The following is a 10,896-nucleotide window of genomic DNA, read 5'->3' on the forward strand; positions in this document are numbered from 1 at the left end:
GCCAGCCTGCCCATGCCACCGCCCGCAAGGGATTGACCAAGGAAAGGAACCGCCATGTTGACCGACCTGGAGACCCCGATGCCGAACGATGATGTGGGCTCGCTGCCACCGGCGCAGTGGCCCGAAGCCCCTGGGCGCGTGGCCGCCACGGCCGGGGCGGGCCTGCTGTTGACCACGCTGGCGGCCTGTGGGGGCGGGGAGGGCCAGGCCGGCCTGGCCAGCGGCTCGGTTGAGACCAAGGCCTTGGCGGTGACCGTCGCAGGCCCCAGCGCGGCCGACGCCGGCCGGTTTCTGAGCCAGGCCACGCTGGGCTACAGCCGGGCCGACCTCAACACCCTGATGGCTAGCAACTACAGCGACTGGATCACGGCACAGTTCAATGCCCCGACCAGTCAGGGCCATTGCGATTGGCTCAAGGCCAACGGCTATGCCGATGCCAGCCACATCAACAACACCACCGGTCTGGACAACACCCTGTGGCGCAAGTTCATCAGCTCGGGCGACCCGCTGCGCCAACGCCTGGTGCTGGCCTTGTCAGAGATTTGTGTGGTCTCGGTGCTGGGCATCAATGCGCAGTGGCGGCAGTTCTCCGTGGGGCATTACCTCGACCTCCTGGAGGCGAACGCCTTCGGCAACTACCGCCAGCTGCTGCAAGACATCACGCTGAGCCCGGCCATGGCGTACTACCTGACTTACCGGGGCAACCTCAAAGCCAACCCCAGCACGGGCAGCGAGCCCGACGAGAACTACGCCCGTGAGTTGATGCAGCTCTTCACCATTGGCCTGCTGCAGCTCAATGCTGACGGCAGCGTCAAGACGGGCAGCCACGGTGCGGGCCTTGAGACCTACCAACAAGCCGATGTCAGCGGGCTGGCGCGTGTCTTCACGGGGTGGAACGTCGACGTGGCCGGTTTGACCGCGCCATACCCACCGGATTACCAGATGCGGCCGTTGGTGAACCACGCCAGCAACTACGAGACGGGCAGCAAAAGCTTTCTCGGCACCACCATTGCCGCGGGCACCCAAGCGCTCGATGCCCTCAACACCGCGCTCGACACCTTGTTCAATCACCCCAACCTGCCCCCCTTCATTGGGCGGCAGCTGATCCAGCGCCTGGTCACCAGCAACCCGAGTGCGGCCTATGTGTCGCGGGTGGCCGCTGCCTTCGGCAACAACGGGGTGGGCGTTCGGGGTGACCTGAAGGCGGTCATCCGCGCCATCTTGCTCGACCCGGAGGCCCGCAATGCCAGCCTGGCCGCCTCGCCCAGCTATGGCAAGCTGCGCGAGCCGGTGGTCCGCTTCCTGAATTGGGCACGCGCGTACGGTGCCACCTCGCCATCGGGGCAGTGGGCCATTGGCGACACCTCAGACCCGGCCACCCGCCTGGGGCAAAGCCCCATGCGCTCGGGCTCGGTGTTCAACTTCTATCGGCCCGGCTATGTGCCGCCGGGCACGGCGCTGGCCAGCCAGAACCTGTGCGGGCCCGAGTTCCAGATCACCAACGAATCATCGGTGGCCGGCTATGTGAACTGGATGCAGCGCGTCGTGGCCGGCAGCGGGGCCGGGGATTTGACGGCCGACTACAGCAGCTTGCTGCCCCTGGCCAATGATCCGGCCGCTCTGTTGTCCGAGATCAACCAGGTGTTGGCGGGCGGCCAGGTTTCGGCCGCCACTTTGAACCTGATCCAGAGCGCGGTGGCCACCGTCTCGACCAGCACGCCGGCGGGGCAGCTGCGGCGCATCGAAGCCGCCCTGACCCTGGTGCTGGCCAGTCCTGAGTACATCACGCAAAAGTGAGGCTGTCATGAACCACTTCCCCAAGCTCCATCCCGACAATGCCTCACGCCGGGCCTTCTTGAAGCGCGGTGCTGCCTTGTCCCTGGCGGGCAGCGCCACGCCCTTTGCCCTGAGCCTGGCCGCCATGGGCGAGGCCGCGGCCGCCACTGCGAGCGATTACAAGGCTCTGGTCTGCGTCTTTCTGTACGGCGGCAACGACTACGCCAACACCCTGCTGCCCTATGACCAGGCCAGCTACAACGCCCAGCTTCAGTTTCGCAGCAACCTGGCCATCGACCGCAACAGCCTGAGCCCCTTGCTGCTGCAGCCCGCCAACGCGCTGCCCGGTGGGCGGCAATACGCCCTGGCCCCCGGGCTGGATCCCCTGCTGCCCTTGTTCAACGCCGGCAAGATGGCGGTCTTGCTCAATGTGGGCACGCTGATCCAGCCCACCACCAAGGCCCAGTACACCGCCGGCTCCGTGCCGCTGCCGCCCAAGCTGTTCTCGCACAATGACCAGCAGTCGTTCTGGCAGTCCGAGTCGCCCGAGGGTGCCGTCTCGGGCTGGGGTGGCCGCATGGGTGACCTGTTTGCCGCGGGCAATGGCAATGCCACCTTCACGGCGATCGGTGTGTCGGGCAATGCGGTCTACCTGTCCGGCAAGTCGGCCGTGCAATACCAGATGACCCCCACCGGCTCGGTGCCCGTGGCGGGCCTGCAGTCGCCACTGTTTGGTTCGGCCGCCTGCAGCAGCGCGTTGAATCAACTCATGACCGCCACCCGGGTCCATCTGTTCGAGAACGAGTACGCCCGTGTCGGTGCCCGCTCCATTTCGGCCAACAGCCAGGTGAGCACGGCCCTCAACGGGGTCAGCCTGAGCACCCCCTTCCCGAGCGGCAACAACCTGGCGGACCAACTCAAGATGGTGGCCCGTCTGATCGCCGCTCGATCCACCCTGGGTGCCAAGCGCCAGGTGTTTTTCGTGTCCATCAGCGGCTTCGACACCCATGACAGCCTGCTGGCCGTTCACCCAGGCTTGATGAAGACGGTGGGCGACGCGCTGGGGGCCTTCCACCAGGCCACGGTGGAGCTGGGTGTGGCCAAGCAGGTGACGGCATTCACGGCCTCCGACTTTGGCCGCACCCTGGTCAGCAACAACGACGGCTCCGACCATGGCTGGGGCAGCATGCACTTTGTGGTGGGCGATGCGGTCAAGGGGCAAGGCTTCGTCGGCACCCCGCCCGTCATCGCCAACAACGGCCCTGACGATGTGGGGCAGGGCAGGTTGTTGCCGTCGACCGCGGTGGACCAGTACGCCGCCACCTTGGCCACCTGGTTTGGGGTGTCGGCCACCGACCTGGTCAGCGTGCTGCCCAACATCGGCAACTATTCAACGGGCAATCTGGCCTTCATGGGGGCTTGAGGGCTCGCCCGGCCACCGCGACAACGCTCAGTAGCGCCAGGTCAGTGCCAGCAGCGCCGTATCGCGGTGGCCCGGGCCGGCCAGGGGGCTGTTGGCCAGGCTGCGGTCGGTGAACACCCGACGCAGGTACAGGTTCAGCACCCAGGGGCCGCTCACCGGCAGCTCAATCAGGCCGCCCACATAGGGGTTCAGGGCCGCACCGGGCTGGTAGGCCCGGCCAGCGGCAGCCGCATCGGCGGCCGTGGTGCCCAGGTAGTAGCGGGTGTAGCCCGACGACTGTCGCTCCAGCCCCAGCTCGGGGTACAGCGTGACGCGCCCCAGCGGCAGCTCGGCCAGGTAGCGCGCCTGCACCAGGGTGCCGCCCGAGGCGCCGAAGTCGTGCAGCACATTCACGCCAAAGGCGCCCACCGGGGTGATCTGCAGCGTGCCCAGCCCCAGGGGCACCGGGTCTTTGCGCGCCGACCAACCGCCGCCTTTGTAGCCATCGCTGCGCACCTGGCCCAGCAGCTCCAGATGGCCGGCCCCCAGGGGCAGGGTCTTGATGCCAAAGGTATCGATGCGGGCAAACAAACGCCCTTTTTCGAAGTTCAGATAAGGCACCACGCTGGTTCGGGCCGGCACGCCCTGAATGCAGCTGCCGCCATGCAACACGCCCAGGCCGATGTCGCCGCTGAAGGCCTCGGCGTCAGGCTTAGCGGCTGTGTCCTCACAACGACCGGCCGCTGGCGTCAGCGTGGCCAAAGCGGCCAGCAGCGAGGCCATCAGGGCCCCGGTGGGGCATGGAATTTTGAAGGTGCTTGGTGTGGGCATGCTTTTGATGGTGGGACGCCCGAGCGAGCGTCCGGGACTGGTTGCGGCGCGAGTGTACCCAAGCCCGGCAGGGCGACCATCCAACCAAGGTGTGGCGTGCTTCATGCGGTGACCCACCCGTCTCGCACCCGTTTCCCAACCGTTATCCACCCGTGACCCACCCGTGTGCCACCCTTGCCCTTCACGAAAGGCACCGATTGCTTGTCGCGCAACAAGCAAGGACTATATACTGAAGAATATAACGAACCTGGCGACCATCATGCAGTCAATCCGCTCTGGCATCGTCACGCCCTCCCTCGCCTCGAGGGAGGCGAGGGAGGACAATACGGCGGCCTCATGGGGCGAGGCCTTGATCCCAGCGCCATTCGGGAGACGTCAACCCTTGCCCGTCCTGGACGATGGCAGCGGTAGCGCTGGTGAGCAAACCGTCTGGGTGCGCGCGGCGGTCACTTGCGACACCCAAGCCAGGCCCGCACTTCAGGTCGAGGAATGGGCGCTTGAAACTGTCATGGGCTCAAACGATGTGGTGCTGAGCTTCTTGAGGCCCGATGGCGCTGCCCAGTCCCTCTTGCTGAAAGCGGTGGATGCACAAGACCTGGCGGTTGCATTGCAAAGGGTCGGGCCGCCGGCTGAGCAAGCGTTCAATTAACGCGCCCTAACTCATCCGATCATCTGATCGCGTCTGCTCCAGGCTGGGCAGGTTCTTGGCGAACCAGCCCACACGTTCCGTCTGGCGTGCATCGAACTTGGGGACATAGGGCTTGATGTCCAGCACGGGCGTGCCGTCCAGCATGTCGTTGCCGGCGAAGTGCAGCAAGCGGCCTTCTCGGCGCAGAAGTCGAACCAGGCTCAGACCCAGTCGGTTGGGTCTGGCCGGTGCCCGGGTGGCGAACACACCGTGGCGCTCGTTGTCCAGAAAGGGAACGACCTCCAGGCGCTCAACCTGCACCTGATGCAGATGGGTGATCAGCCAGACAAACTCGAAGCCCTCGATGTCGCGAAGCCCGGCCTCAAAGGCCTCGTGTACCTCCAGGCAGGCCACTTCATGCGGGGCACCAGCCGTTTGGACGGGCATGCCAATGGGGTCGGTGAAGCGGCTGCGCACCACACCGATCGGACGGCATTGAACCGCATCGTCGTTCATGGGCGCAGGAGCTTGAGCAGCTTTTTGAGGTCGGCCCGGGCGGCCAGTTCGGCCTTGGCTTCGATCTCGCGGTAGCGCTTCACGATTTCCTGGCCGACCGCCGTGAGGCTGGTTCCACCGCCTTGGCTACCCCCTGCCGAGGTCATCACCGCGGGCTCTTGAAGGCTTCGGTTGAGCTCGTCGACCAGCAGCCAGGCGCGCCGGTAGGACATGTCGAGCTCTCGCCCAGCCGCAGAGATCGAGCCGGTGCGCTCGATGGCCTCCAGCAGTTGGACCTTGCCAGGCCCAATGGCGATTTCTTCTTCGCGTCGGATTCGGAGCCGAAACTGGATACTGGTCGTCATGGGGCTGGAAGACTCTCTTAGGGGCTGTTGGCTTGGATCCTAACGCAGCCCTAGCCCGGCCGCCACACCAGCCTGAGCCGTCTGGATGGCAAGAGGCCGGCGGTCTCTCGGTTCGGCGGACAGTGGCCTGCCCTGGGTGCCGGTTGGGCGATGGTTCAAGTCAAGGCCCGGCACGGCGGCCGCACCGGGCTGGTGGGCGCATCAATCCAGTGTGATGCCCAGGGCCTTGATCAGCGGCTGCCACTTCTTGCGCTCGCTGTCGATCAGGCGGTTCATGTCAGCGGCGTCGGCCGGGCGGGCCTCCCAGCCGGCATCGAACAGCTTCTGCCGCACGCCGGCATCGGCCATGGCCTTTTGCAGCTCAGTGCCCAGGCGGGCGCCGATCTCCTTGGGGGTGGCCGCCGGCAACACCAGGCCTTGCCAGGTGTAGGCTTCGACCGCGGGGTGGCCCAGTTCACGCGCGGTGACCAATTGGGGCAACTGCGGGATGCGTTCGCCCGACAGGGCCAGCAGGGGAACCACCTTGCCGGCCTTGACCGCGCTGATGCCGCTGGGCAGGTCCAGCATCATCAGCGGCACCTGGTTGCCCATCACGTCCTGCAAGGCTGGGGCACCTCCCTTGTAGGGCACATGCAGCATCTTCACCCCAAACTCACGCTGGAACAGCTCCAGCGCCAGGTGGTGCGGGCTGCCCTGGCCGGCGGTGGCAATGCTCAGCTCGCCGGGGCTGCGCTGCAGCGCGGCCAGCAAGGCCTTGGCGTCGGCCAGGCCGGCCTGGGGCGAGGCCACGATCAGCAGCGGCGAACGGCCCATCATGCCCACGGTACCGAAGTCTTTGTCAGCCGAGTACGGCAGCTTCTTGTACAGCACGGGGTTGTAGATCAGCACGCCGTTGTCGGCCGACAGCATCGTGTAGCCGTCGGCCGGCGAGTGGGCCACGTTGTCGGCGGCGATGGAGGCGCCGGCTCCGGGGCGGTTGTCCACCAGGATGGGCTGGCCAAGCTGGCGCGACAACTGGGCGCCCACGGTGCGGGCCAGAAAGTCGGTGCCGCCACCGGCAGGGTAGCCCACCACCCAGCGGATCGGCTTGGCGGGGTAGCTGTTGGGCTGGGCCTGGGCCTGCCCCAGGGCGAGCAGGCTGGCGGCCGCCAGCGAGAAGGTGGTGAAAAGTCTCCGGGTGCTTGTCATGGTGTCTCTCTTTTTGTGAAGGGTGGCTGGAATCGGAAAACTGAAAGGGCTGCCGGCTTCAGGCCATGCACTGGTACTTGGTGTGCAGGTACTCCTCCAGGCCCTGGCGTGCACCTTCGCGCCCATAGCCCGACTGCTTGATGCCGCCGAAGGGCGCCACCGCGGTCGAGATCAGGCCCGAGTTGATGCCCACCATGCCGTACTGCAGGGCGGCGCCCACGCGCCAGGTCCGGGCCGAGTCGCGGGTGTAGAAATACGCGGCCAGGCCGAACTCGGTGTCGTTGGCCATCTGCAGGGCTTCGGCCTCGGTGTGGAAGCGGAACAGCGGGGCCACGGGGCCGAAGATCTCCTCCTGGGCCAGGCGCATGGCCGGGCTCACCCCGGTCAGGATGGTGGGCTCGTAGAAGGTGCGGCCCAGGGCATGGCGTTGGCCCCCGGTCAGCACCTGGGCGCCCCCGGCCACCGCGTCGGCCACCAGCTCTTCGACCTTGGCCAGCGCCGGCTCGTCGATCAGCGGGCCCTGGCCCACATCGGCCTCCAGCCCGTTGCCCACCTTGAGGGTGCGCACGGCCGCCGCCAGCTTGGCGGCAAAGGCGTCGTACACGCTGTCGTGCACCAGAAAGCGGTTGGCGCACACGCAGGTCTGCCCGGTGTTGCGGTACTTGGAGGCCAGCGCGCCGATCACGGCCTGGTCCAGGTCGGCGTCTTCGAACACGATGAAGGGCGCATTGCCACCCAGCTCCAGCGACAGCTTCTTGAGCGTGGGCGCGCATTGGGCGGCCAGCAGGCGGCCCACCTCGGTCGAGCCGGTGAAGGTCAGCTTGCGCACCAGCGGGCTGGCCGTCAGCTCGGCGCCGATGGGGCGGGCCCCGCCCGTGAGCACGTTGAACACCCCCGCCGGCACCCCGGCGCGCTGGGCCAACTCGGCCATGGCCAGGGCGCTCAGCGGGGTCTGGGTGGCCGGCTTCACGATGATGGTGCAGCCCGCGGCCAGGGCCGGGGCCACCTTGCGGGTGATCATGGCGGCCGGGAAGTTCCAGGGCGTGATGGCGGCGCACACGCCCACGGGCTCACGCGTCACCAGCAGGCGCTTGTCGGGCCAGGGCGAGGGGATGATCTCGCCATACACGCGCCGCGCCTCCTCGGCGTACCACTCGATGTAAGAGGCCGCGTAGGCGATCTCGCCGCGCGCTTCAGCCAGGGGCTTGCCCTGCTCGTGGGTCATCAGCAGGGCCAGATCGTCCTGGTGCTGCAGCATCAGCTCAAACCAGCGGCGCAGGATGCGGGCGCGGTCTTCGGCGCTGCGCTCTTTCCATTGCAGGAAGGCGGCCTGCGCGGCCGCAATGGCCTCGCGGGTCTGTTCGGCACCCACGTCGGGTATGTGGGCGAGCAGCTCGCCTGTGGCCGGGTTGTGCACGGGCAGCGTGGCACCGTTGCGGGCGGCCACCCAGTGGCCATCGATCAGGTTGGCCTGCTTCAGCAGGCTGGGGTCTTGCAGGGTCAGCATGGGCTTGGTGGTTCAGTAGGGGCTGCTGCCGGCCGGTGCGGCAGCCAAGGTGGTTTCGGTGGCAGGCTTGAAGCTGCGGGCCAGGGCGGTGGCGGCGTTCACCAGCAAGGTGGTGTCCACGCCCACGGCCACGAACTGCGCGCCGGCGGCCAGGTAGTGGCGGGCCTGCACCGGGTCGGCCATCAGGATGCCGGCCGCCTTGCCGGCAGCCCGCACCGTGGCAATGCCCTCGGTGATGGCCTGCTGCACGGCGGGGTGGTTGGCCTGGCCGCGGTAGCCCATCGAGGCCGACAGGTCGGCCGGCCCAAAAAACACGCCGTCCACACCCTCCACCTGGGCGATCTCGGCCAGGTGGCTCAGGGCCTCGGTGGTTTCGGCCTGCACCAGCAGGCACATCTCATCGTCGGCCAGGTGCACATACTGCGGCACCTGGTTCCAGCGCGAGGCGCGTGCCAGGGCCGCCCCCATGCCGCGCACCCCGGCCGGGGCATAGCGCATGGCGCGCACCATCTCACGCGCCTGTTCGGCGCTGTCGATCATCGGCACCAGCAGGGTCTGGGCACCCACATCGAGGTACTGCTTGACCAAGGCGGTGCGGCCTTCCACCGGGCGTACCACCGGGTGCACGGGGTAGGGCGCCACGGCGCGCAGTTGCGACAGCACGGTGCGCACATCGTTGGGGCCGTGCTCGGCATCCAGCAGCAGCCAGTCAAAGCCGCAGCCGGCCAGGGCCTCGGCCACGTTGTCGTCGGCCAGGCCGACCCACAGGCCGATCTGGGTCTGGCCCTGTTGCAGGGCGCGTTTGAACAGGTTGGGGCTCAGGGCTTGCATCGTTGGCCTCACACGAAACGGAAAGACACCGAGCCCAGCGGGCCGTAGTCGGCATGGAAGGCATCGCCGACTTTGGCCGCTGTGGGCCGCGTGAACGAACCGGCCAGCACCACGTCGCCCGCGTTGAGCTGCTCGCCGTGCGGGGCGATCTTGTTGGCCAGCCAGGCCACGCCGGTGGCGGGGTGGTTCAGCACGGCGGCGGCCAGGCCGGTCTCTTCGATCACGCCGTTCTTGTGCAGCAGGGCGCCGACCCAGCGCAGGTCCACGTCCAGTGGCTTGACCGGGCGGCCGCCCAGCACCACGCCGGCATTGGCGGCAAAGTCGGAGATGGTGTCGAACACCTTGCGCGGGGCGCCGCTTTCGCGGTCGAACTGCTCGATGCGGGCGTCGATGATCTCGATGGCGGGCACCACGTAGTCGGTGGCCGACAGCACTTCGAACAGGCTCACCTCGGGGCCCTTGAGGGGCTTGCCGAGGATGAAGGCCAGCTCCACCTCCACCCGCGGTGCGATGAAGCGCGCGGCCGGGATGTCGGTGCCGTTGTCAAAGAACATGTCGTCCATCAAGGGCGCGTAGTCGGGCTCGGTGATCTGGCTGGCCATCTGCATGGCGCGCGAGGTCAGGCCGATCTTGCGGCCCTTGATGCGTCGGCCGGCGGCCAGCTCAAGCTTGACCCACTCGCGTTGGATGGCGTAGCCGTCCTCGATCGTCATGGCGGGGTGGCGGGCCGAAAAATGGCGCAACGGGGCACGGGTTCGGCGCGCCTCTTGAAGCTCGCGGGCGAGCGATTTCAGGGTCTCTGGGGACAACATGGGTGTGCGTGCTGGGGGCGGGAGTGGGTTGGGCGAGGGGCTCAGGCGGCGACGGGTGCCGTCAGCGGTTGCACGGGGAAGATGGCGTTGATCTGGCCGGTGCCCGAGCTGGGGAAGAACGGGGTCACCACCTCGACGCCAGCGCTGTAGGCATCCCAGCCCAGGGCGCCCAGCAGCATGGCGGTGTCGTGCATGAAGCCCTCGCCATGGCCCTTGTCGGCGTACTCGGGCAGCAGGGCGCAGAAGGTCTTCCAGTCGCCCTTCTTCCACATCTCGACCACATGGTGATCGAACTCTTCGAGGTAGGGGCTCCACATCTTGTGCATGTATTCTTCGGCCACGCCGTTCTGGGCAAAGCGGTGGCTCAGCGAGCCGCTGGCAAAGAAGGCCACCTTGCCGTCGTAGTCGCGTTCGACGGCCTCACGCATGGCGCGGCCCAGGCGAGCGCTGTCGGCCAGGTTGTGCACCGTGCACAAGGCCGACACCGACACCACCTTGAAGCGGCGGTCGGCGTTCATGTAGCGCATGGGTACCAGGGTGCCGTACTCCAGATTCAGTGTGGTGTCAGAGTGGGCGCGGGTGGGCACGCCGGCCGCTGTGGCCGCCCGGGCCAGCAGATCACCCAAAGCCGGGTTGCCGTCGTACTCGTACGGCATGTTCTTGATGAAGTGCGGCAGCTCGTTGCTGGTGTAGATGCCCTTGAAGTGCGCTGCGTTGTTGATGTGGTAGCCCGAGTTGACCAGCCAGTGGGTGTCGAACACCACGATGGTGTCCACGCCCAGCTCATGGCAGCGGCGGCCGATTTCAAGGTGGCCGTCGATGGCAGGCTGGCGGCAGCCCTTGTGCGGGCCGTCCAGCTCGCTCAGGTACATCGAGGGGACGTGGGTGATCTTGGCGGCAAGCGCGAGTTGGCCCATGGTTGACTCCTTTGGTTGTGACTTCTGACTTGTGACTTGTGTTCGGGGGGTATGCCCGAGCGCGGGCTCAAACTCCCCAGTGGGGGATGTGGTGGCTACCCAGCGAAACGGCGACGTTTTTGGGCTCGCAGAACACCTCGTAGC

Annotated in this window: 11 protein-coding genes; 3 read left to right on the forward strand and 8 right to left on the reverse strand. The window is 67.2% G+C overall.

Features of this window, described 5'->3' with window-relative positions; genetic code table 11:
• Positions 1-54 precede the first annotated feature (54 nt).
• A complete protein-coding gene (locus tag AC07PT_RS27610) occupies positions 55-1,797 on the forward strand; it encodes a DUF1800 domain-containing protein (RefSeq protein ID WP_494658830.1) in 1,743 nt (580 codons plus the stop codon).
• A 7-nt stretch (positions 1,798-1,804) separates the two neighbouring features.
• Complete coding sequence (locus tag AC07PT_RS27615; RefSeq protein ID WP_494658831.1) at positions 1,805-3,199, forward strand: DUF1501 domain-containing protein; 1,395 nt, start codon at positions 1,805-1,807, stop codon at positions 3,197-3,199.
• 27 nt (positions 3,200-3,226) lie between these two features.
• Here the strand turns inward: AC07PT_RS27615 and AC07PT_RS27620 are convergent, their stop codons facing one another.
• A complete protein-coding gene (locus AC07PT_RS27620; RefSeq protein WP_494658832.1) occupies positions 3,227-4,009 on the reverse strand; it encodes a MipA/OmpV family protein in 783 nt (260 codons plus the stop codon).
• 382 nt (positions 4,010-4,391) lie between these two features.
• Between AC07PT_RS27620 and AC07PT_RS27625 the strand changes: the two genes are divergently transcribed.
• A complete protein-coding gene (locus tag AC07PT_RS27625) occupies positions 4,392-4,658 on the forward strand; it encodes a hypothetical protein (RefSeq protein ID WP_494658833.1) in 267 nt (88 codons plus the stop codon).
• Between the two features lie 6 nt (positions 4,659-4,664).
• Here the strand turns inward: AC07PT_RS27625 and tsaA are convergent, their stop codons facing one another.
• The 7 genes from tsaA to hpaD all read right to left on the reverse strand — a co-directional run bounded on the left by tsaA (position 4,665) and on the right by hpaD (position 10,752).
• A complete protein-coding gene (gene tsaA / locus AC07PT_RS27630; RefSeq protein ID WP_494658834.1) occupies positions 4,665-5,153 on the reverse strand; it encodes a tRNA (N6-threonylcarbamoyladenosine(37)-N6)-methyltransferase TrmO in 489 nt (162 codons plus the stop codon).
• Positions 5,150-5,497 carry a winged helix-turn-helix domain-containing protein gene (locus AC07PT_RS27635; RefSeq protein ID WP_494658835.1) on the reverse strand — a complete coding sequence of 116 codons (348 nt, stop codon included), beginning with the start codon at positions 5,495-5,497 and terminating at the stop codon, positions 5,150-5,152. The genes tsaA and AC07PT_RS27635 overlap by 4 nt, the downstream gene beginning before the upstream one ends.
• 201 nt (positions 5,498-5,698) lie before the next feature.
• Positions 5,699-6,685 (reverse strand): Bug family tripartite tricarboxylate transporter substrate binding protein, encoded by a 987-nt coding sequence (locus AC07PT_RS27640; protein ID WP_494658836.1) that lies wholly within the window; start codon positions 6,683-6,685, stop codon positions 5,699-5,701.
• Positions 6,686-6,743: 58 nt separating this feature from the next.
• Entirely contained in the window at positions 6,744-8,192 is a 1,449-nt protein-coding gene (locus AC07PT_RS27645) for an NAD-dependent succinate-semialdehyde dehydrogenase (protein ID WP_494658837.1), read from the reverse strand.
• Positions 8,193-8,204: 12 nt separating this feature from the next.
• Complete coding sequence (gene hpaI, locus AC07PT_RS27650; protein WP_492350672.1) at positions 8,205-9,023, reverse strand: 4-hydroxy-2-oxoheptanedioate aldolase; 819 nt, start codon at positions 9,021-9,023, stop codon at positions 8,205-8,207.
• A gap of 8 nt (positions 9,024-9,031) precedes the next feature.
• Positions 9,032-9,835, reverse strand: a complete 804-nt coding sequence (gene hpaH, locus AC07PT_RS27655; protein ID WP_494658838.1) for a 2-oxo-hept-4-ene-1,7-dioate hydratase — start codon at positions 9,833-9,835, stop codon at positions 9,032-9,034.
• Positions 9,836-9,876: 41 nt separating this feature from the next.
• Positions 9,877-10,752, reverse strand: coding sequence for a 3,4-dihydroxyphenylacetate 2,3-dioxygenase (gene hpaD / locus AC07PT_RS27660; protein ID WP_494658839.1), 876 nt, complete (start codon positions 10,750-10,752; stop codon positions 9,877-9,879).
• Positions 10,753-10,896 lie beyond the last annotated feature (144 nt).

The sequence above is a fragment of the Curvibacter sp. GW821-FHT09D12 genome, from assembly GCF_059416245.1.

Excerpts from the sequence above, each read along its gene's own strand:
- AC07PT_RS27645 (WP_494658837.1), bottom strand. The coding sequence starts at position 8,192 with ATGCTGACCCTGCAAGACCCCAGCCTGCTGAAGCAGGCCAACCTGATC.
- AC07PT_RS27615 (WP_494658831.1), top strand. The coding sequence starts at position 1,805 with ATGAACCACTTCCCCAAGCTCCATCCCGACAATGCCTCACGCCGGGCC.
- AC07PT_RS27620 (WP_494658832.1), bottom strand. The coding sequence starts at position 4,009 with ATGCCCACACCAAGCACCTTCAAAATTCCATGCCCCACCGGGGCCCTG.
- tsaA (WP_494658834.1), bottom strand. The coding sequence starts at position 5,153 with ATGAACGACGATGCGGTTCAATGCCGTCCGATCGGTGTGGTGCGCAGC.
- AC07PT_RS27635 (WP_494658835.1), bottom strand. The coding sequence starts at position 5,497 with ATGACGACCAGTATCCAGTTTCGGCTCCGAATCCGACGCGAAGAAGAA.
- hpaH (WP_494658838.1), bottom strand. The coding sequence starts at position 9,835 with ATGTTGTCCCCAGAGACCCTGAAATCGCTCGCCCGCGAGCTTCAAGAG.
- AC07PT_RS27610 (WP_494658830.1), top strand. The coding sequence starts at position 55 with ATGTTGACCGACCTGGAGACCCCGATGCCGAACGATGATGTGGGCTCG.
- hpaD (WP_494658839.1), bottom strand. The coding sequence starts at position 10,752 with ATGGGCCAACTCGCGCTTGCCGCCAAGATCACCCACGTCCCCTCGATG.
- hpaI (WP_492350672.1), bottom strand. The coding sequence starts at position 9,023 with ATGCAAGCCCTGAGCCCCAACCTGTTCAAACGCGCCCTGCAACAGGGC.
- AC07PT_RS27640 (WP_494658836.1), bottom strand. The coding sequence starts at position 6,685 with ATGACAAGCACCCGGAGACTTTTCACCACCTTCTCGCTGGCGGCCGCC.